Here is a 23176-nt window from a genome sequence, read left to right as displayed (position 1 = left end):
AATCCGACACCGCGTCGGTACCGTCCGCCAGCAGCCGCCACAGCTCGGCCGGTGAGGACACCCCGCCCGGCAGACGACAGCCCATTCCCACGATCGCGATCGGCTCGTGGTCGGCGTCCTCCAGCTCGCGCACCCGCTGTCTGATCTGGCGGAGCTCAGCTGTCGCCTGCTTCAGGAAATGGCGCAGCCGGTCCTCGTTCGACATTCGAGCTTCCTCCTGGCCCTCGGGCATCCGTGCGGTGTCCTGGGATGGCTACGAACTCGGCGAAATCCGAACTGGGCAAACTCCGAACTCAGGAAAAACCGAACTCCTTGCCGAGGAGCTCGAACATCTCCTCGTCACTCGCCTCGTCGAGCCCGGTGGGCCTGGGGTCGGCGTCGGGCCCGGCGGGCCCGTCCGGGCCGGAGGCCGGCGGGCCGGCGAGCGAGCGCAGGATGGCCCGCAGCCGGGTGTCGACCGAGGCCCGCACCTCGCCGTCGGGCGGCGCCGAGGCCAGCGCCGCCTCGAGGCGGCCGAGACCGGCGAGCACCGGGTCCTCCACCTCCTCGGCGGGCAGCAGCAGTCCGCGCAGGTACCGGGCGAGCGCGTCCGGCGTGGGATGGTCGAAGACGACGGTGGCCGGCAGCCGCTCGCCGGTGGCCTGGCCGAGCCGGTTGCGGGTCTCGACCGAGGCCAGGGAGTCGAAACCGAGGTCGCTGAACGCCCGGTCCGCCGGGATCCGCTCGGCCGACGCGTGCCCGAGCACCGCGGCGACCTCTGTCCGGACCAGTTCCAGGACGACACGGTGCCGGCCCTGCTCGGGCACGGCGGCCAGCCGTTCCCGCAGCGACACCCCGGTCGCCGCCCCCGGGCCCCCGCCCACCGGCGCCGCGGCGGCGCCGTCCCCGGTGGCCCCGTCCCGGACGCCGCCGGCCCGCGTGCCGGCGAGCGCCGCCCGCGCCTCGGGGATCCCCTCGACGAAACAGGTCGGACGGCCGGCGGGAAACGCGGCGACGAACCGGTCCCAGACCACCCGGACCAGCGCGACGCAGGGCTCCGGCCGACCGACCACCTCGGCCAGCGCGCGCAGCGCCTCGTCGGGGGCCAGCACGGGCAGACCGTGCCGGGCCAGCCGCTCGCGGACCCGCGGCGTGTCGGCCATCCCGGCGCCGTCCCAGGCTCCCCAGGCCACCGAGGTCGCGGGCAGGCCCCTGGCCCGGCGATGCTCGGCGAGCGCGTCGAGGTAGGCGTTCGCCCCCGCGTAGCCGCCCTGCCCGGCGTTACCCCAGGTTCCCGCGATCGAGGAGAACAGCACGAAGGCGTCGAGCGGCCGGTCGCCCAGGAGTTCGTCCAGGTGGGCCGCGCCGCCCGCCTTTCCGGCGACGACGGCGGCGAGGCCCGCCGGGGTCGTCTCCTCCAGCACTCCGCCGGTGCCGGCGCCGGCGGCGTGCACGACCGCGGTGAGCGGGCACTCCACCGGCATCGCCGCGAGCACACCGGCCAGCGCGGCCCGGTCCGCCACGTCGCAGGCGGCCACCGTGACCTCGCAGCCGTGCGCGGTGAGCTCCTCGACCAGCTCCGCGGTGCCCGGCGCGGCCGGCCCGCTCCGGCTCGTCAGCACCAGCCGCTCGGCGCCCCGCTCGGCGCACCAGCGGGCCACCGCCGCGCCGAGCGCACCGGTCCCGCCGGTGATCAGCACCGTTCCCCGCGGTTGCCACCGGTGCCCGCTCGTGCCGGTGCCGGCGCGCACCAGCCGTCGACCGAAGGCCCCGGCGGTCCGCAGCGCGACCTGGTCCTCGCCGGTCGCATCGGCGAGCACGGCCACCAGCCGCTCGGCCGAGCGCTCGTCGAGGGAGCGCGGCAGATCCAGCAGCCCGCCCCACCGTGCCGGCACCTCCAGGGCGGCGACCCGGCCGAGGCCCCACACCTGTGCCTGCGCCGGGTCGGTGACCGGGTCGGTGACCGAGGTCGAGACCGCCCCGCGGGTGGCGCACCACAGTGGGGCGACCACGCCGGCGTCGCCGAGTGCCTGCAGGAGCGCGACGGTGGCGGCGAGGCCGGCGGGCAGCCCCGGCCGGGCCGGCAGCGTCGCCGTGTCGAGGGCGATTAGCGACAGCACTCCGCGGACCGCGCCGGCGTCGCCGTCCCGCTCGGACGTCCCGGCGAGCTCGGCGACGCGGCCGGCCAGCCACCGCCGGTCGACGTCCGCTCCCACCTCGAGCCGGCCCACCCGGGCGCCCCGGCGTTCCAGCGCCGCGGCGCATTCGGTGACCAGGCCGCCGGCGGCCGGCCCGGCCGGGGCCACCACCAGCCAGGTTCCCGACAGCGCGGGTGGCGCGGAGACGGTCAGCGGCGTCCAGACCGTCCGGTAGACCAGGTCGTCCAGGCCGGCCGCCCCAGCGGGACCGGCCGGCTGAGCCGGCTCGGCCGCGGCGGCGAGCCAGTACCGCCGCCGCTGGAAGGCGTAGGTGGGCAGGTCGACCGCGTGTGCCCCCGCGAAGAACGCCGCCCAGTCGACACGGGCGCCGTTCGCGTGGACCTCGCCGAGCGCCGTGACGACGCAGTGCTCCTCGGGACGGCCGGCCCGCAGCGCCGGCACGAACACCACGTCACCGTCCGGCACGCACTGACGTCCCATCCCGGAAAGCACCCCGCCCGGCCCCAGCTCCAGAAAAGTCGTCACCCCCCGGTCGCGCAGGCCGGCGACGGCGTCGGCGAAGCGGACCGGCTGGCGGGCCTGCCACACCCAGTAGTCGGGGTCGCACAACTGCCCGGCGGACGCGATCCGCCCGGTCACCGTGGAGACGACCGGGATGGTCGGCGCCTGGTACCGCAGCCTGGCCGCGACCTCCCGGAATTCCGCCAGCATGGGGTCCATCCGCGGGGAGTGGAAGGCGTGCGCCACCCGGAGCCGGCGGGTGCGCCGGCCGAGAGCCTCGGCGCGGATGGCGAGCGCGGTCACCGCGTCCTCGTCGCCGGAGATCACGACGGACTCGGGGCCGTTCACCGCGGCGATCCCCACCCGGCCGGGGCCCGGGGGGTCCGCCTGGACCTCCTCCTCGGCCAGCCAGGCCAGGACGTCGCGCTCGGTCGCCTGCACGGAGACCATCGCCCCGCCCGCGGGCAGCTCCGCCATGAGGCGGCCTCGTGCCGTGACCAGGGCGCACGCGTCGGCCAGCGACAGCACCCCGGCGACGTGGGCGGCGGCGATCTCGCCGACGGAGTGCCCGGCGACGAAGTCCGGGACCACGCCCCAGGAGCGCAGCAGGGCGTGCAACGCGACCTCGAGCGCGAACAGGGCGGGCTGGGTGTGGTCGGTGCGGTCCAGCAGCGCCCCGTCGGCGAGCACCTCGTCGAGCGGCTGGTCCAGGTACGGATCGACGTGCGCGCGGACGAGGTCGAACGCGCGCGCGAACACCGGGAAGCGTTCGTACAGCTCCCGTCCCATACCGGGGCGCTGCGAGCCCTGGCCGGTGAAGAGCATCGCCGTCCGGCCCGGGGACCGGACCGTCGTGCGGACGATCCCGGCGGCGGACGTCCCCCGCGCCAGCTCGGCCAGCCCGCGCACCGCGCCCGCCAGGTCGTCGGTCGCCGCGACGACGACGGCCCGGTGGGTCAGCGCGGCCCGGCCGGTCGCCAGTGAGAACCCGACGTCCGCCGCGGACCCGGGCCCGGCGGCGGAGAGGTCGGTGCCGGGGAGGCCGGCTGCGGGGAGGCCGGTGAGATGGGCCGCCAGGCGCGCGGCCTGCGCCCGCAGCGCCTCCTCGGAGTGCGCGGAGACCAGCCAGGGCACGACCGCCGGGGCGGTGCCCGCCGCCACCACCGCCGGTGCCGGGTCCGCGGCCGGGTCGGCCGGGTGGTCGGTGTCCTCCTCGAGGATGACGTGGGCATTGGTGCCGCTGATCCCGAACGAGGACACCCCAGCCCGGCGGACCCGCCCCGCCTCCCGCGGCCACGCGACCGGCCCGGTCGCCAGCCGCACCGCGCCCGCGGCCCAGTCGACCCGCGGCGACGGCTCGTCGACGTGCAGCGTGCCCGGCACCGTGCCGTGCCGCAGCGCCTCCACCATCTTGATCACCCCGGCCACCCCGGACGCCGCCTGGGTGTGGCCGATGTTCGACTTCACCGACCCCAGCCACACCGGACGGCCCGCCGACCGGTCCCGTCCGTAGGTCGCCAGCAGCGCCTGCGCCTCGATCGGGTCCCCCAGCACCGTCCCGGTACCGTGCGCCTCGACGACGTCCACCTGTTCGGGGCCGAGCCCCGCGTCGGCCAGCGCCGCCCGCACGACCCGCTGCTGCGCCGGGCCGTGCGGCGCCGTCAGACCGTTCGACGCGCCGTCCTGGTTGACCGCGCTGCCCCGCACCACCGCCAGCACCCGGTGCCCGCCGCGCCGCGCCGCGGACAGCCGCTCCACCACCAGGACGCCGACGCCCTCGCCCCAGCCGGTCCCGTCCGCCGCGGCGGCGAACGCCTTGACCCGGCCGTCGCGGGCCAGCCCCCGCTGCCGGGCGAACTCCACGAAGGTCGTCGGGCCGGCCATCACGGTGACGCCGCCGGCGAGCGCCAGCGTGCACTCGCCGGAGCGCAGCGCGCGCACCGCCAGGTGCAGTGCCACCAGCGAGGACGAGCACGCCGTGTCGACCGTCATCGCCGGCCCCTCCAGGCCCAGCGTGTACGCCACCCGGCCCGACGCGACGCTGCCCGCGCCGCCGGTCAGCAGGTAGCCCTCCGCGTCCTGCCCGGCCCGCGAGCCCGTCGCGTAGTCGTGGTAGCTCAGGCCGGTGAACACCCCGGTCGGGGTGCCGCGCAGCGAGGACGGGTCGAGGCCGGCCCGCTCGAGTGCCTCCCAGGACACCTCCAGCAGCAGCCGCTGCTGGGGATCCATCGCCAGTGCCTCGCGCGGGGAGATCCCGAAGAACTCCGCGTCGAAGTCACCCGCATCGTGCAGGAAGCCGCCTTCCCGCACGTAGCACCGGCCCGGACGGCCGGGCTCCGGGTCGTAGAGCCCGTCGACGTCCCAGCCGCGGTCGACCGGAAAAGTCGAGATCGCGTCGACGCCGTCCGCCAGCAGCCGCCACAGCTCCGCCGGCGACGACACCCCACCCGGGAACCGGCACCCCATGCCCACGATCACGACCGGATCATCCGAGCCGGCGCCGGCTGTGGCGTGCCGGGACGGCGCCGGAGAGGCGGGCGCCGGCGCAGCGTCCGGCACGTCGTCCAGCAGGTCGGCCCGCAGTTGATCGGCGACGGCCAGCGGGGTGGGCTGGTCGAACAGCAGCGTCGCCGGCAGGCGCAGACCGGTGGCCGCGGCGAGCCGGTTGCGCAGTTCCACCGAGGTCAGCGAGTCGAAGCCGGCGTCCCTGAACGCCCGGGTCGGGCCGACCGCCTCCGGCGTGGCATGCCCGAGCACCGCGGCGGCGTGCGTCCGGACGAGGCCGACGAGCAGGTCGTGCCGCTCCGGCGCGGACAGCTCGCGCAGCCGGCGGGCCAGGCGGTCCGCCGCACCCACCGGTACGACCGCACCCGGACCGGCGGACGCGCCCACCGCCCCGGACCGCTCCCCCGGTCCTCCCGGCGCCCCGGGCGCCGCGACGGGAAAGAGGCCGCGCAGGATCACCGGGAGCGTCCCGGCCGCCGCGTGGGCACGCAGCGTGGCGCCGTCGAGCCCCACCGGGACCAGCGCGGCGTCCGGTACGGCCAGCGCCCGGTCGAACAGCTCTAGCGCCTCGGAGGTCTCGAGCGGGCGCATTCCCGTGCGGGCCATCCGGCCCAGGTCGGTGGGCCCGAGCCCGGCGGTCAGCCCGCTGCGCCGGGCCCACAGTCCCCAGGCGAGGGACGTCGCCGGCAGCCCGCGCGCGGCGCGCCGCCGGGCGAGCGCGTCCAGGACCTCGTTGGCCGCCGCGTACGCGCCCTGACCGGCGCTGCCGAAGGGCGCCGCGGCTGAGGAGAACAGCACGAAGACGGACAGGTCGAGGTGCGCGGTCAACTCGTCCAGGTGCAGCGCCGCGTCGGCCTTGGGCCGCAGAACGGCGTCAGCCCGCTCCCCGGTCAGGGCCGTGACGACGCCGTCGTCGAGCACTCCCGCGGCGTGCACGACGGCCCGCAGCGGACGTCCCGTGGGCACCGACGCCAGCAGGTCGGCCAGCGCCTGACGGTCGGCCACGTCGCACGCCGCCACGGTGACGCTCGCCCCCAGCCCGGTGAGCTCGGCGGCCAGCTCCGGGGCGTGCCCGCCCCGCCCGGCCAGCAGCAGGTGGCGCACGCCGTGCCGGGTGACCAGATGCCGGGCGACCAGCCCGCCGAGGGTGCCCGTCCCACCGGTGATCAGTACGGTCCCGTCGGGATCCCAGCGGACGCCGTCACCGGCCGGCCGGGCCGGCGCCAGCCTGGGCGCGAACGCGCGGCCGGCGCGCAGGGCGAGTTGCGGCTCCCGCGACGCCAGCGCCGCCGCGACCGCGGCGGACGGGTCGGCCGCGCCCTGCGAGCCGACCGCGGCGGCCTCGTCGCCGTCCAGGTCGAGCAGGACGAACCGCCCGGGATGCTCGGACTGCGCCGAGCGCACCAACCCCCACACGGCGGCGGCGGCGAGATCGGTGACCCGGCCGCCGGGTTCCCCCTCCACCGCGCCGCGGGTCGTCAGGACGAGCCGGGTGGCGGCGCCGCGGTCGTCGGCCAGCCAGTCCTGCATCAGCGACAGCGCCCAGCGCACGGCTTCGCGCACCGCGCCGACCGGGTCGGCTTCCGCCGTCCGCGGCAGGCTGACGACCACCGGGGCCGGGGCCGGGTCCGGCTCGGGGGCCACCGGCAGTGGGACCCACTCGGTCCGGAACAGCGATCCCGCGGTCAGGTCACCGGCCGCGGTCGGTTCCGCCGGGGCGTTGGCGCCCAGCCAGTAGCGGCGGCGCTGGAAGGCGTAGGTCGGCAGGTCCACCCGACGGCCCCCGGTGACCAGTGGTTCCCAGTCGACCTCGACGCCCCGGACCCACAGCTCGGCGGCGCTCGCGGCCAGGCGGCGCAGGCCGCCGTCGTCGCGGCGCAGCGAGCCCACCGCGGCGGCGCCGTCCGCTCCGGCCTCCAGCGCGGTCTCCGCCACCGCCGGCGTCAGCACCGGATGCGTGCCGACCTCCAGGAAGAGCCGACAGCCCTCGTTCAGCAGCTCCCGCACGGCCGGGGCGAACAGCACCGGCGACCGCAGGTTGCGGAACCAGTACTCCCCGTCCAGCTCGCCCGGCTCCGTCATCCGCCGGCTCGTCACCGTCGAGAAGAAGGGGATCCGCGGCGGTGCGGACCGCAGGCCCGCCAACTCCCGCAGCAGGCTCGCCCGCAGCGGCTCCATCCGGGAGGTGTGCGAGGCGTAGTCGACCGCGACCCGCCGGGCCCGCGCGCCATGCGCCGCGCAGAACGCGACGACCTCCTCCAGCGCCGCGGCCTCGCCGGCCACCACCGTCGACACCGGGCCGTTGACGGCCGCGACCTCCACCCGCCCGTCCCACCGTCTCAGGAACCCCGCCACCTCCGCCGCCGGCAGCGCCACCGACACCATTCCCCCGGCGCCCGAGCCGCCTCCGCTCCCGGCCAGCTCCGCGGCGATCAGCCGGCCACGCACGGCGACCACCCGGGCCGCCTCCGCCAGCGACAGCGCGCCCGCCACGCAGGCCGCCGCGATCTCCCCCTGCGAATGTCCCACCACCGCATCCGCCCGTACCCCCCACGACTCCCACACCGCCGCCAGGCCCACCATCACCGCCCACGACACCGGCTGGACCACCTCGACCCGCTCAAGCCATCCCGGGCCCGAGACTCCCCGCAGGACATCCACCACCGACCAGTCCACGAAACCCGTCAGCGCCCGGTCGCACTCCGCCACCCGCCGGGCGAACACGGCGGACGAATCCAGCAGCTCCGCTCCCATGCCCAGCCACTGCGCGCCCTGCCCGGGGAAGACCCACACCACCCGGCCGGCACCGACGCCCGCACCGCCACCCAGGCCGTCGTCAGCGCCCGCGCACACCAGATCCGCCGCCGGCTCGCCCTCGGCCAGCGCGCCCAGCGCCGCGAGCCGGTCGGCCCCCAGCACCACCGCCCGGTACTCAAACTCCGCCCGCCCCCGCAGCAGCGAGAAGCCGACATCGGCGACGGAGCCGGGATCCGGTCCCAGGAAGGCCGCCAGGCGACCGGCCTGACCGCGCAGCCCCGCCTCGGAGCGCGCCGACAGAACCCACGGCACCGCCTCGGCGGGCACCGGCGCGGGACCGCCGTCGGCCTCGGACCCGGCCTCGGACCCGGACGCGGACCCGGGTTCCGGTTCGGCCACGGGGGCCTCCTCCACGATGACGTGCGCGTTCGTACCCGAGACGCCGAACGACGAGACCCCCGCCCGCCGTGGGCGGTCCGTGCGCGGCCAGTCGACGTCCGCGGTGAGCAGCCGGACGTCGCCCGCCGCCCAGTCCACGGCACCGGTCGGCTCGGCCGCGTGCAGGGTCCGGGGCAGCACCCCGTTGCGCAGCGCGAGGACCATCTTGATGACGCCGCCGACGCCCGCGGCGGACTGCGCGTGCCCGATGTTCGACTTCAGCGACCCGAGCCACAGCGGCCGGTCCGCCGGCCGGGCGCGCCCGTAGGTCGCCAGCAGCGCGTCCGCCTCGATCGGGTCGCCCAGCGCCGTCCCGGTGCCGTGCGCCTCGACGGCGTCGACGGTCTCCGGCGCGAGCCGGGCGTCGGCCAGCGCCTGGCGGATCACTCGTTCCTGCGCGGGGCCGTTGGGCGCGGTGAGCCCGTTGGACGCGCCGTCGGAGTTCACCGCGCTGCCCCGCACCACCGCGAGCACCGGATGTCCCAGCCGCCGGGCGTCCCCGAGCCGTTCGAGGAGCAGGACGCCGACGCCCTCGGCGAGGCCGAAACCGTCACCGCCCGCGGCGAACGCGCGGCAGCGGCCGTCCGCGGACAGCGCACGCTGGCGGCCATACTCGGTGAAGACCAGCGGGGTGGACATCACCGCGACCCCGGCCGCCAGCGCGAGGGCGCACTCGCCGCCGCGCAGCGCCCGCGCCGCCAGGTGCAACGCCACCAGCGAGGACGAGCAGGCCGTGTCGACGGTGACGGCGGGGCCCTCCAGCCCCAGCGTGTAGGCGACCCGGCCGGACAGCACACTGCTGGCACCGCCGGTGCTCAGGTAGCCCTCGACCTCGGTGGGGACGTCCCGCAGCCGGGAGACGTAGTCCTGGTAGATGCTGCCGACGAAGACCCCCGTGCCGCTGCCGCGCAGCGAGGACGGGTCGAGGCCGGCCCGCTCGACCGCCTCCCACACGACCTCCAGCAGGAGCCGCTGCTGGGGGTCCATCGCCAGCGCCTCCCGCGGCGAGATCCCGAAGAAGTCCGCGTCGAAGTCGGCGGCGTCGTGGAGGAAGCCGCCGTGGCGGGTGTAAGTGGTACCGGGACGGGTCCCGTCCGGGTCGTAGAGGGCCGGCAGGTCCCAGCCGCGGTCGGCCGGCAGGCCGGTGATCGCGTCCCGGCCGGTGGCGACGAGCTCCCACAGGTCCTCGGGCGAGTGGACGTCGCCCGGGTAGCGGCAGCCCATCCCGACGATCGCGATCGGCTCGTGCGCCGCGGCCTCGAGATCGCTGAGCCGGCGCCGCGTCCGCCGGAGGTCCGCCATGATCTTCTTGACGTACTCCCGGAGCCGGTCCTCGTTGGCACTGGTCATGGGTCAGGTCTCCCAGCGTCGGGCTGATCGGGCGGACGGGTCACAGCGCGCCGAGCTCCCGGTCGATCACCTCCAGCATCTCGTCGTCGGTCATCGACTCGAAGTCGTCGCCGTCCGCCCCCGTGAGGACGTCCGCGCCGCCGGCGGGCCCGGTCACGGTGTCAGTCCACCGCCACAGCAGGGCCTGGAGGCGCTCGGTGAGCACCGTCCGGTCGTCCGCCGCCGACGCGCCGAGCGCGGCCTCCAGGCGGTCCAGCTCCGCCAGGGCGGCGGCGGTGCCCGTCCGTCCCGGCTCGAGCCCGGCCCGCAGGTAGCCGGCCAGGGCGCGGGGCGTCGGATGGTTGAAGACCAGTGCGGCCGGCAGGCGCAGGCCGGTCACGGCGGTCAGCCGGTCGCGGAGCTCGACCCCGCTGAGCGAGTCGAAACCGAGATCGCGGAACGAGCGGTCGTCCGCGACGGCCGTCGCCCCCTCGTGGCCGAGGACCGCGGCGGCGTGACCGCGGACCAGGTCCAACAGGGCCTGCTCCCGGTCGGGTCCGGCGAGGCCAGCCAGCCGACCGGCGAACACGGCGGCGTCGGTCTGGTATCCGTCCGCGGCGGCCCGCCGGGCCGGAATGACCGACACCGCCGCGGCTGAGGCCGGTGGCGGGTCCGGGGATTCCGCGGGCGGCGTTCCCTCGGGCGCCGCGGCCTCTGCCGCGGGTGTCGGGCCGGCCGGCCGGAGTGCCAGCGAGCCCTCGGCGACCGGTTGACCCGTTCCGTCGGCGAGGGTCACGGCCACCTCGTCGGCCCCAACCGGCGCCAGCCGCACCCGCAGCGTCGACGCGCCGTCCGCGAACACGTGGACGTCGCTCCAGGAGAACGGGCGCAGCCGCCGCGACCCCAGCTCCGGATCGAGCACGAGCGGCTGGAAGGCGGCGTCGACGAGCACCGGATGCAGGGCGAACCGCCGGGCCGTCCCCAGTAGCGGTTCGGGCAGGCCGACCTCGGCAAACAGCTCCGCGCCGCGGCGCCACACCGCCCGCACCGCCTGGAAGGCCGGGCCGTAGTCCACGCCCGCGGCGGCGAGACGCGGGTACAGGTCGTCGACCGGGACGGTACGAGCCCCGGGCGGCGGCCACACGACCAGGTCGAACACCGGGGCCGCGCCACCGCCGCCCGGGGCTCGTACCGCGAGCACGCCCCGGGCGTGCCGGACCCACGGCTCCCGCGGTTCGGTCAGGTCCCCCGGTTGGCCCGGGACGTCCGGGCGCGCGTAGACGGCCAGCGAGCGCCGCCCCGCACCGTCGGGCGCACCCACCGCCACCTGCAGGTGGACCCCGCCGTACTCGGGAACGACCAGGGCCGTCTCAAGGGTGAGCTCGGCGACCTCGTCGCAGCCGGCCTGGTCGGCGGCCTGGACGGCCAGCTCGAGGAACCCGGCGCCGGGCAGCGGCGCGGCACCGCCGACTGCGTGGTCGGCAAGCCACGGATGCGTGCCCCGCGAGAGCAGACCGGTGAGAAGCAGCCCGCCGGTGTCGACCAGCGGGACCACACCGCTGAGCATCGGATGGTCGGCGGGCCGCACACCCGGGTCCGGCACGCCGCCGCTGACCGCGGGCGTGTCGGGCCAGTAGCGCCGGTGCTGGAAGGCGTAGGTCGGCAGCTCCACCGGGCGGCCCCCGGCCACCAGCGGCGTCCAGTCGACCGGGACGCCCCGGGCCCACAGCCGCGCCGCCCCCACCGACAGCCGGTCCAGTCCGCCCTCACCGCGCCGCAGCGATCCCACGACCGTGACCGTCTCCGCCACGCCGGAGGCCCCCGCCGGCTCCGTCGTCTCCGCCGCCTCGGCTGTCTCGGTGATCGCCGCGGTCAGCACCGGATGTGGACTGAGCTCCACGAACACCCGGTGCCCCTCAGCCAGCAACCCGCGCACCGCCTCATCGAAACGCACCCGCGACCGCAGGTTCCGGAACCAGTACTCCCCGTCCAGCGACTCCGGCTCCACCAGACATCCCGTCACCGTGGACCACATCGCCACATCACCCGCACGCGGGGTGATACCCACGAACTCCACGGCCAGCCGGTCACGGACCCGCTCCACCTGCACCGTGTGCGACGCGTAATCCACCGGCAACCACCGAACCCGCACACCCTCCGCCCCCCACCCCGACACCAACCCCTCCAACACCGCCGTCTCACCCGCCACCACCGTCGCCGACGGCCCGTTCACCGCCGCCACCCCCACCCCACCAGCCCACTCACCACCAGCCAGCTCACCCAACCGGGCCTCCACCTCCACCACCGGCAACCCCACCGACACCATCCCCCCACCACCAGCCAGCTCCTCCGCGATCACCCTGCTCCGCAACGCCACCACCCGCGCCCCCTCCTCCAACGACAACACCCCCGCCACACACGCCGCCGCCACCTCCCCCTGCGAATGCCCCACCACCACATCCACCCGCACCCCCCACGACTCCCACACCGCCGCCAACCCCAACGCCACCGCCCACAACACCGGCTGCACCACATCCACCCGCTCCAACAACCCCGCCCCCGCCACCCCAGTGCCCGAAACCCCCGAACCACTCCCCTCCACCCCACGCAGCACCTCCACCAACGACCAGTCCACAAACGGCGCCAACGCCACCGCACACTCCCCGATCCGACCCGCGAACACCGGCGAAGAATCCAAAAGCCCCGCACCCATCCCCACCCACTGCGCCCCCTGACCCGGAAACACCCACACCACCCGCGGCTCCCCACCCACACCCGCACGCCCCCACACCGCCGCCTCCGCCGGCTCCCCCTCCGCCAACGCGCGCAGAGCCGCCAGCCGGCCCCCACCATCACCCCGGCCGTCCTCGTCGCCCCGCTCCCCCAGCACCACCGCCCGGTGCTCCAACGCCGCCCGGCCCCGCACCAACGACCAACCCACATCACGCACCGACGGCCCGCCGGTGGAACCGTCCAAGTGGGCCAGCAGCCGGGCGGCCTGCCCACGCAGGCCCTTCTCCGACCGTGCCGAGAGGATCCACGGCACCGCGCCGACCAGCCCGGTACCGGCCTCAGTCCCCGGGTCGGGGCCGAATTCCGATCCGGATCCGGGTTCCGGGTCGGGGCCGGCCGGCGGGGCCTCCTCGATGACTACGTGCGCGTTCGTCCCCGACATGCCGAACGACGAGACCCCCGCGCGGCGGCGCCGGCCCGGCTCCGACGGCCACGCGACCCGCTCGGTCGCCACCCGGACCCCGCCCGAAGCCCAGTCCACCCGGCTGGTCGGCGCGTCCACGTGCAGGGTGGCCGGCACCGTCTGGTGGCGCAGCGCCTGCACGATCTTGATGATCCCGGCGACGCCGGCCGCCGCCTGCGTGTGCCCGATGTTCGACTTCACCGACCCCAGCCACAGGGGGCGGTCGGCCGGGCGGCCGGGGCCAAACACCCCGAGCAGCGCCCCCGCCTCGATCGGGTCGCCCAGCGCCGTCCCGGTCCCGTGCGCCTCCACCACGTCCACGTCACCCGGCACCGCTCCCGCGTCGGCGAGGGCGGCGCGGATCACCCGCTCCTGCGCCCGACCACTCGGCGCCGTCAAACCATTCGACGCACCATCCTGATTCACCGCCGAACCCACCACCACCGCCAACACCCCATGCCCCCGAGCCCGCGCCACCGACAACCGCTCCACCACCAACACCCCCACCCCCTCACCCCACCCCGTCCCATCCGCACCCTCCGCAAACGCCTTCACCCGCCCATCCACCGCCAACCCCCGCTGCCGCGAAAACTCCACAAAACCCACCGGCGACGACATCACCGTCACCCCACCCACCAACGCCAACCCACACTCACCCGACCGCAACGCCCGCACCGCCAGATGCAAAGCAACCAACGACGACGAACACGCCGTATCCACCGTCACCGCCGGACCCTCCAACCCCAACACATACGCCACCCGACCGGAGGCGACGCTCGAGGCGGTCCCACTGATCCGATAACCCTCCACACCCTCGGACGCCGTCGCGGACTCGCCGCCGTAACCCTGGTAGATCAGACCCGTGAAGACGCCGGTGTCGCTGCCGCGCAACGACGACGGATCCACCCCCGCCCGCTCCAACGCCTCCCACGACACCTCCAACAACAACCGCTGCTGCGGATCCATCGCCAACGCCTCACGCGGCGAAATCCCAAAAAAACCCGCATCGAAATCACCCGCACCCGCCAGAAAACCACCCGACCGCACATAACTAAAACCCACCCGACCAGGATCCGGATCATAAAGACCCGCCACATCCCAACCCCGATCCACCGGAAAATCCGACACCGCGTCGGTACCGTCCGCCAGCAGCCGCCACAGCTCGGCCGGTGAGGACACCCCGCCCGGCAGACGACAGCCCATTCCCACGATCACGATCGGGTCGTCCCCGGCCGCGTCACGCGGGTCGGGTACCGACGCGATGGGGTTCGCGGTGACGGCCGGTTCCACCGCCCCGGCCCGCGCCGCGTCGCCGTCGGGACCGCCGGAGCCGCCAGGGAGCTCGGCGTTCAGGTACTCGGCGAGGGCACTCGACGTCGGATGGTCGAAGACCACCGTGGTCGGCAGCCGCAGCCCGGTGCGCTCGGCCAGCCGCGCCCGCAGCTGGACGGCGGTCAGCGAGGTGGACCCGAGGTCGACGAAGGCCCGGTCGGCGGGAACCTGCTCGGCGGCGTCGTATCCGAGGACGGCCGCGGTCTCGGCCCGTACCAGGTCGAGCAGGAACCGCCGCCACTCGGCCGGGCGCATCGTGGCCCGACGCCCGAGGAGCGCCGCCGGCCCGTCGCCGCGGTCACCGGCCCCGCCGCCGCCCGCGGCCGGGTCGCCGGCGGGTCCCATGGACGGGTCGGGAGGGTTCAGGACGGCGCGGACCTCCGGCAGGTCGCCGAGCAGGGGGCTGGGACGGGCGGCGGTGAAGGCCGGCGCGAACCGGCCCCAGTCGACGTCCACGACGGTCAGGCACCGCTCGGCACCGACCGTGTCCGCCAGCACGGCGACCGCCGCGTCCGGCGGCATCGGCACCAGCCCGCGGTCCCGCAGGTGGCTCGCGATCCCGGGGTCGACGGCCATCCCGCCCTCCGCCCAGGGTCCCCAGGCCAGCGCCGTGGCGGTGAGCCCGCGCGCGCCGCGGTGCTCGGCGATGGCGTCGAGGTAGGCGTTGCCCGCGCTGTACGCGCCCTGGCCGCCGCTGCCCCAGGTGCCGGCGATGGAGGAGAACAGCACGAAGGCGTCGAGCGGCCGGTCGCCGAGCAGCTCGTCGAGGAGCCGGGCGCCCGCTGCCTTGCCCGCGAGCACCTCGGCGAGCTCGGCGACATCAAGGTCCCGCAGTGAGGTGAATCCGCCGGCGACGCCCGCGGCGTGCACGACGGCGGTCAGCGGGCAGTCCGCCGGCACGGCCGCGAGCACTGCGGCCAGCGCGTCGCGGTCCGCCGCGTCGCACGCGGCCACGGTCGTCTCCGCGCCGCGCCGGGCGAGGTCCGCGACGAGCTCGGGCACGCCCGGGGCCGCCGCGCCGCGGCGGCTGGTGAGGACAAGCCGGGAGGCTCCGGAATCCGCGCACCACCGCGCGACGGCCGCGCCGAGCGCCCCCGTCCCGCCGGTGATCAGCACCGTCCCGCGCGGACGCCACCCGCCGCCGGTGCCGACCGTCCGGGCCGGTGCGAGCCGGCGGCCGAACACGCCGGACGGGCGGATCGCCAGCTGGTCCTCGCCCGACCCGCCGTCGAGCGACCCGCCGTCGAGTATCGCCGCGAGCCGGTCGGCCGCCGTCGCGTCGACGGCCGGCGGAAGGTCGACCAGGCCGCCCCACCGGCGCGGCAGTTCCAGCGCGGCCACCCGCCCCAGGCCCCACACCTGCGCCTGCGGTGGGCTCGTCACCGTGTCGGCGCCGCCGACCGATACCGCGCCCCGCGTCACACACCACAGCGGCGCCTCGACCCCGGCGTCACCGAGCGCCCGCACCAGGGACAGCGTGCCCGCCAGGCCCCGGGTGACCGGCTGACGGCCGGGCAGCTCCCGGACGTCCAGCGCGAGCAGGGACAGCACCCCGGTCAGCGGGTCGAGCGGGGCGAGACGGGCGGCCAGCACGCTCCGGTCGGTCACCGCGAGGTCCACCTCGAACCGGACGACCTCGGCGCCCCTGCCCGCGAGGCCTCGGACGCAGCTCTCGACGGAGCCACCGACGCCGCCCTCAGTACCGCCGTCGGCGGCCACCTCGGCGGGTATCACCACCAGCCACCGGCCGGGCCCGGCCGCCGTCGCGGTCTTCGTCACGGACACCGGCGTCCAGGCGAGCCGATACCGCCGCAGTCCGGCGGCGGCAGGCGCGCCCGCGGCGCCCGCCGTAGGCGTGTCGGCGGTGGCCAGGTGGTCGCCGAGCCAGAAGCGGCGGTGCTGGAACGGGTAGGTCGGAAGATCGACCCGGCGAGCGCCGGCGAAGAACGCCGCCCAGTCGACGGAGGCGCCGGCCATCCACAGCCGGCCCAGGGCCCGGGCCAGCGCCGGCTGCTCCGCCTCGTCCCGGCGCAGGCTCGGGACGAACACCGCGTCGGAGTCCGCCGGCAGGCAGTCGTGCCCCATGCCGCAGAGCACCGCGTCCGGGCCGATCTCCAGGAAGGTCCGCACGCCGCGCTCGCGCAGCCGGTCGACGCCGTCACGGAACCGCACCGCGGCCCGGACGTGGCCGACCCAGTACTCCGCCGAGCACAGCTCGTCGGCGGCGGCGATCGCGCCGGTGACGTTGGAGACGACGGGGACGGCCGGTGCCCGGAAGGTCACGCCGCGGGCGACCGTGCGGAACTCCTCGAGCATGCCGTCCATGTGCGCGGAGTGGAACGCGTGCGAGACCCGCAGGCGGGTCGCCGTTCCGCCGCGGGCGCGCCACCACCGCGCGATCTCCTCGACCGGGCGCAGGTCTCCGGAGACGACCACCGACTCCGGTCCGTTGACCGCCGCGACATCCACCGCCGCCGGCGCGGACCCGGGCGCCTCCGCCGCCCGCGCCCGCCATTCGGCGATCAGCTCGCGCGCCCGCTCCTCCGACGCCCGCAGCGAGACCATCGCGCCCCCACCCGGCATGGCCTGCATCAGCCGACCGCGCGCGGCGACCAGCGCGCAGGCGTCGTCCAGGTCGAACACGCCGGCCACGTGCGCGGCGACCAGTTCACCGACGGAGTGCCCAAGCAGCAGGTCCGGGTGCACACCCCAGGACTCCAGCAGACGGAACAGCGCCACCTCGAGCGCGAACAGCGCCGGCTGGGTGAACCCGGTGCGCTCCAGCGCCGGGTCGGGGGGCGAGTCGGCGAACATGACGTCCCGCAGCGGCCGGGGGAGATGCCGGTCGAGGCGGGCGGTGACCGCGTCGAACGCCTCGGCGAACGCCGGAAACCGGCCGTGCAGCGCCCGACCCATACCCGGGCGTTGGGAGCCCTGGCCGCTGAAGAGGAACGCGAGCCGGTCGGTCTCGCGGTCCGGGCGTGCGGCGCCGCGGATCAGCGCCGCCGACGGTTCGCCCCGCGCCAGCGCGCCGAGGCCACGCAGCATCCCCTCCCGATCACCGGCGACGACGACCGCGTGGTGCGCCAGTGCCGCCCGCCCGGCCGCCAGCGACCAGCCGACGTCGGCCAGACCTGGCCGGGGCTCGCTGTCCACCCGGGCCGCCAGCCGGGCGGCCTGCTCGCGCAGCGCCGGCTCCGACCCGGCCGACAGCAGCCACGCGAGCTCCTCCCCCGCCGCCGGCCCGGTCCGGTCGGGCGCGGGCGGCGGCGGGACCGGCGCGGCGTGGGGGACGTCCTCGATGATGACGTGGGCGTTCGTGCCGCTGACCCCGAAGGCGGAGACACCGGCCCGGCGCACACCGTTCCCGCGCGGCCAGACCACCGGCTCGGTCAGCAGGCGCACGTGCCCGGCCGACCAGTCGACCCGGGCCGAGGGCTCGTCCACGTGCAGGGTGCGTGGAAGCAGGCCGTGCCGCAGCGCCAGCACCATCTTGATCACGCCGCCGACGCCCGCCGCCCCGACGGTGTGCCCGACGTTCGACTTCAGCGAGCCCAGCCACAACGGCCGGTCGGCCGGTCGACCCGGCCCGTAGGCGGCGATGACCGCCTGGGCCTCGATCGGGTCGCCGAGCCTGGTCCCGGTGCCGTGGGCCTCCACGACGTCCACGTCGGACGGCGCGATTCCCGCGCTCGCCAGCGCCGCCCGGATCACCCGCTGCTGTGCCAGCCCGTTGGGCGCGGTCAGCCCGTTGGACGCGCCGTCGGAGTTGACCGCGCTGGCGCGCAGCACCGCCAACGGTGCGCGCCCGTGCCGGCGCGCGGCGGAGAGCCGTTCCAGCAGCACCACGGCCGCGCCCTCGGCCCAGCCGGTGCCGTCGGCGGCGTCCGCGAACGACTTGCAGCGGCCGTCCGGCGCCAGGCCCCGCTGACGGCTGAACTCCACCAGGACGTCCGGGGTGGACATCACCGTGGCCCCGCCGGCCAGCGCCAGGGTGCACTCGCCGGCGCGCAGCGCCTGCGCCGCCAGGTGCATGGCCGTCAGCGACGACGAGCAGGCCGTGTCGATCGTCAGCGCGGGGCCTTCGAGACCCAGGGTGTAGGCGACCCGGCCCGAGGCGACGCTGGGCAGGGTCCCGCTCATCAGGTGACCCTCGACGACGGGCGGGGCGGTGCGCCAGGGCGGGCTGTAGTCGGCCACCGGCAGGCCGGTGTAGACGCCGGTCCGGCTGCCGCGCAGCGAGATCGGGTCGATCCCGGCCCGCTCGAACGCCTCCCAGGAGACCTCCAGCAGCAGTCGCTGCTGCGGGTCCATCGCCAGCGCCTCCCGCGGCGAGATCCCGAAGAAGGCCGCGTCGAAGCCGGCGACGTCGTCCAGGAAGCCGCCCTGGGTGGTGTAGAAGGTGCCGGAACGGCCCGGATCGGGATCGAAGTGGGTCGCCAGGTCCCAGCCGCGGTCGGTGGGGATGTCGACGACGGCGTCACGGCCCTCGGCGACCAGCCGCCACAGGTCCTCCGGGCTCCGCACCCCGCCGGGGAACCGGCAGGCCATGGCCACGATCACGATCGGGTCGTCCGACGGCGCGGCGGCGGCCGCCGGAGCCCGGGAAGCCGCGTGGTCCGGCGCGTCGAGAACCAGCGTCCGGAGATGGTCGGCCAGCCGCGCGGGAGAAGGATGGTCGAACAGCAGCGTGGTGGGCAGTGCCAGACCGAGCTCGCCGCCCAGGGCGTCCCGGAAGCCGGCCGTACTGCCGCCACCGAGCCCCAGCCGGACGAACGGCGTCCGCGGGTCGAAGGGGCCGCGCTCGTCGCCCACGGCCCAGCGCACCTGCCGGAGTACCAGGTCGAGCAGGAGGCGGTGCTGCTCGGGCTCGGGCAGCCCGGTGAGGATCTTTCGCCAGGTCAGGTTCTCGTGTCCGGCCAACGCTACTCCCGTGGAGGTCGGGGCCCCGCGGAGAAAGCACCACGCGCAGAAGCCCGTGCGCGGGTATCCGCGCGCGGATCCATATCACGCCGCTCGATGAATCGCCGGTGATTACCGCGGAGCGCGGCCGAAACTCAGGCTCTGGATCCGCTCACGGCCCCGTGGAGGTCGACACTCACTTTCATTCGGGTAAAAGCCCAGGTGGCAGCCCTGAAGCGAGGATGAAGCGGGTGAACAGGAGCGCGGGAGCGCCGGCGGCGACACGTCCTCCAATACTGCCTCGACCGACTGGGCCATGTCTGCGCCCAGCCCCCCGTCTCATACCTGACTCGACCATCCGGACGGACATCCCCAGCCCAATCATGTTCAGAAGAACGATCACGCCGTGTACGATCCGGCCCGCGCGGAGTCGCGGGCTGCGAGCAAGGAGGGCATCACTTCGAGGAAGGATAGGCATGAATCAGCGCTTGCCGCAAGCAGGTTCGTTTGTTGTTACGCAACCAGCCATCGGGTCATGTGCGACACAGTCGAACCGCAGCCCGGTCCCGACGCCGCGCCCGGAGTCGGGACCGGGATCACCGCGCCGGTCCGCTCAGGTCCGGTCCGGCGAGAACTCGAGCACCCGCGTGAGCCGGATGTTGTTGCCGGACGGATCGCGGAACGACGTGTCGATGCCGTAGGGCTGCCTGGTCGGCGGGTCGTTGAACTCCCCACCCCTCGCGCGCGCAGCTCGTCGTGGGAGGCCTGGCAGTCGTCGGTCTCGAGGAACAGCGTCCCGCCGGCGCCCCGGGCCACGAGCTCGGCGAGCTGGCCGCTGGTCGACCCGGACCTCCCTGCCAAGCGTCCTCGGGTAGAAGGCGAGCGCCTCCTCCTGGTCGTGCACCCAGAACTGCGCGTCGGCGACCCGGATCACCGGTGTCTCCCTCGGGTCGGTCGGCCGCGCGGAAGAACGCGCTGGCGACGCTACGCGCGGGCCGTGACCTCGGCTTCTCCGAACGTGCGGTTCCGCGGGCGACTCCGGTCCACCTCGCCTGACGACGGCGCGCCCTCCATCTCGGCGCACATGCCGACCAGACACGCCTTTCCACGCGGGGCAAAATCCCACGTGCCGAAGAATCCACCTGGAGCCGGTGAGTGTCATCCAGGAGACACCGCCGAATTTTAACTGCCCAGAATCGATCCGCCCGGCCGGCCACGACGAATACCAGATGGCCGACAAGCAGTCGGCAGATGGGAGTAGTCATGCAGCGCCGAAATTCCTCGACACCAGCCCGCCGGTGGATCAGGAGAGTCGCGGCGACCACCGCCGCCGCCGGAGTCGTCGCAGGTACCAGCCTCATCGCGGCCAGCCCGACAGAGCGAACCCCGGAACTACCGCCTGGGTGCGTCGGAGCAGCGGGATGAGTGTGCGGTCGAGCAGGAATCCCACGCCGACCAGCGTCGCCGCCATTCCCACGCCGTAGGCGAGAACCAGCAGAACCCCGAACCACGCCCGCCCGAGCGAGACCGCCCCGAGCAGTACGACGACGGCTGAGGCCGTCGGCACCCTTCCGGCTCACCGAGCTGGAAGTAGGCGAACGCCGCGTCCGCACCCGCCCGCGGACCCACCCGTCCAGTGGTCGTCGGTATTCGGACCGAGCGCACAGGGCGGATCCGGCCCGCACTACAGTCCTTGATCATGGGCCATCGTTCTTCGCCCGTGGGTTGTCGAGGAATCCTCGGCCTGTCCGGCCGGCTCGGCGCGCTGGTCGTCGCCGTCATCGTGTTCGCGGGCTGCTCCGGTGACTCCGGTGGGAGCACCGCACTCGAATCGACAGTTCAGGCGTTGACCCCGTCCCCCGCGGCCGGCGCGGGCGGGCCGCCTCCGGCAGCGCCCACAGCGGCAGCCGTGCCGGGGTCGGCGCCGACCCCACTGCCGAGTTCCGCGTACCCACCGCTCGCCGGCTTCGGCGAGGTGCACGACCTCGGAAAGATCGTGGGCCTCTCCGACGGCCCCGACGGCACCGTGCTGAGCCTCGACCGGCTGGCGTACGTCCACTGCACGCCGCGGGCCGGCGAGGCGGAGTCCTGCCTCGACGGGTACCGCATCGACGACGTCGCGGGCGCGCGCCAGAACTACGCGGTGACGCCGACAGTCAGGGTCGTCCGCTGGGTGCAGCCCGAGCAGTACGAGACCGGTGACCTCGCGGACCTGCGGGAGTTCGTCGCCACCCGTCCGTCCCACCTGGTGCTGCTACGGCTCGACGCGGGAGGGCACGTGATCGCCGTCGGCCAGCCCTGGCTTCCGTGACCTCCGCGCCACTTCCGATTCGTCCCGCTACGGCCCGCTAGGCCCCGCCGAGCGGACGGGTCCGGTTGGCGCTGGCGGGCAGCGGCAGCGGACCGGGCGGGGCGAGGTAGTGCCCCTGGGCCTGGTGCACCCCGGTGCCGATCAGCACGCCCAGCTCCCGCGCGGTCTCGACCCCCTCCGCGAGGACCAGCCCGCCGGTCTCCTGGGCGAACTGCACCAGCGCGGTGGCGAGCGCGCGCCGCGCCGGATCAGCATCGATCCGCCGGGTCAGACACTGGTCCATCTTGATGAAGTCGGGCTGGAGCTGCACAAGGTGATGCAGACTCGCGTAGCCGGCGCCGACGTCGTCCACGGCGATCCGGACCCCTTGGCGGCGCAGGGTGTCGAGCGCGCGGCGGACCAACGGATAATCCTCGATCTTGTCCTGCTCGGTGACCTCGACCACGAGACGGTCGGCCGGGACGTCGGCGATCGCATCGGCCAGGTAACCGGAGAGAATCGTGGCCGGCGAGGCGTTGACCCCGAGCCCGAACTCGGGCGGAAGGCGGGACAACGCGGGCAGCGCCGACCGGATCGCGGACAGTTCGAGCGCGACACCGAGACCCACGGCGGCGGCGTCCGCGAACCAGCGCTCGGCGCCCCCGAAGCCGGGCGGGAACCGGGCGAGTGCCTCGGCCCCCAGGCAGTCAAGCGACGGCAGGTCGAAGACCGGCTGGAAGACCATCGTCGGGCCGCCGCTGTCGATCAGCCGCCAGATCCGCCACCACGCCGCCTCCCGGTCCTCCCCGTCAGAGCGCCGGCCGGAGATCGAGGCGGCGAGCACCTCTGCCAGCAGGGCCAGCGAACGCGCTTTGCGGCCGGGCGTCGCCACGTCGGCGTCGCGGCTCAGACAGCACAACATCCCGTACGGACGGCCGTCCGCCAGGGTCACCGGAACTCCGATATACGAGCCGACCTCGGACGTCACCGCCTCGGACGTCACCGCCTCCGGGCGGATCCTGCGGATGACCGGCGCCGGGCGTCCGGCGAGAGCGGACGAGCGGTGTGGGCCGGGATGTCGTACCGTCGAGCCTGGGTGGACACCGAAGGCCGCGGCGTCGCCATCGCACGCCTCGATCACCTGGGCTCCCCCGATCAGCCTGGAGAACCAGCAGAGATCCATGTTCAGGCGACGACGGGCAGTGGCGAGCAGCCCGGCCACCGGGTCCGGTTCGACCGGATCCCACCGGGACGGCGGCGTGGCGCCGTCACGACCACAGACGTCGGTCACGGACACCTCCCCACCGCGGCACTCGCCACCATGTTTCCCACGCGTCCACCAGGAACACGTCGCGCGGGCCACAGTTCCGATCGCCGCGGTGGGTGCCGTCCTCGAAGGCGCCGTCCGGGCGCTCCGGCGGTGATCTGGCGTCTCGACCATCGATCCGGACGATCCGTGGCCGCCTGGGGCGGGCGAAGCCTGTGGAGACGCAAGCGTCATCATCGACCGGAAAGGTTCGGAAATGCAGGTGGGGGCTGCTCCCGGCCACAGCCAGAAACAGCCCCCACCAAAAGAAGTCCGGCGGCGTCCTACTCTCCCACGCAGTCACCCACGCAGTACCATCGGCGCTGAAGGGCTTAGCTACCGGGTTCGGAATGGAACCGGGCGTTTCCCCTTCGCTAAAACCACCGAAACACTATCAGACCCGACCGAAACCGGTCGCAGCCCGAGAACCGCACAGTGGACGCAGAACAGCAGAATCTTTGTGGTCAAGCCCTCGGCCTATT

At 75.2% G+C, this 23176-nt stretch carries 6 protein-coding genes, 1 rRNA gene and 1 pseudogene; 1 reads left to right on the top strand and 7 read right to left on the bottom strand.

All coding sequences use genetic code 11. The features are described 5' to 3' along the window. From B056_RS38655 to B056_RS0130955, 5 genes and pseudogenes are all read right to left on the bottom strand, one after another. Positions 1-205: beta-ketoacyl synthase N-terminal-like domain-containing protein (locus B056_RS38655; RefSeq protein ID WP_035753407.1), on the bottom strand; the 205-nt coding region annotated here is incomplete at its 3' end. 88 nt (positions 206-293) lie between these two features. Next, positions 294-9689 carry a type I polyketide synthase gene (locus tag B056_RS0130970; RefSeq protein ID WP_018505730.1) on the bottom strand — a complete coding sequence of 3132 codons (9396 nt, stop codon included), beginning with the start codon at positions 9687-9689 and terminating at the stop codon, positions 294-296. Between the two features lie 40 nt (positions 9690-9729). Further along, complete coding sequence (locus B056_RS45570; protein WP_018505729.1) at positions 9730-19119, bottom strand: type I polyketide synthase; 9390 nt, start codon at positions 19117-19119, stop codon at positions 9730-9732. Positions 19120-19711: 592 nt separating this feature from the next. Continuing rightward, positions 19712-20032, bottom strand: a pseudogene (locus B056_RS38650) (VOC family protein). Positions 20033-20455: 423 nt separating this feature from the next. Then, positions 20456-20665 (bottom strand): hypothetical protein, encoded by a 210-nt coding sequence (locus B056_RS0130955; protein ID WP_018505728.1) that lies wholly within the window; start codon positions 20663-20665, stop codon positions 20456-20458. A gap of 153 nt (positions 20666-20818) precedes the next feature. On the opposite strand from B056_RS0130955, the gene B056_RS0130950 reads away from it, so the two are divergent. Continuing rightward, complete coding sequence (locus tag B056_RS0130950; RefSeq protein WP_018505727.1) at positions 20819-21409, top strand: hypothetical protein; 591 nt, start codon at positions 20819-20821, stop codon at positions 21407-21409. Positions 21410-21446: 37 nt separating this feature from the next. On the opposite strand, the gene B056_RS0130945 is transcribed toward B056_RS0130950, so the two are convergent. Both B056_RS0130945 and rrf read right to left on the bottom strand, forming a co-directional pair. Continuing rightward, positions 21447-22679, bottom strand: coding sequence for an EAL domain-containing protein (locus B056_RS0130945; RefSeq protein ID WP_230203280.1), 1233 nt, complete (start codon positions 22677-22679; stop codon positions 21447-21449). Positions 22680-22965: 286 nt separating this feature from the next. Then, a 5S ribosomal RNA gene (gene rrf, locus B056_RS0130940) occupies positions 22966-23082 on the bottom strand. Positions 23083-23176: the final 94 nt, after the last annotated feature.

Origin of the sequence: Parafrankia discariae, assembly GCF_000373365.1 — a bacterium.
Lineage (GTDB): Bacteria > Actinomycetota > Actinomycetes > Frankiales > Frankiaceae > Parafrankia > Parafrankia discariae.
This window is presented reverse-complemented; position numbering and strand designations above follow the sequence as displayed.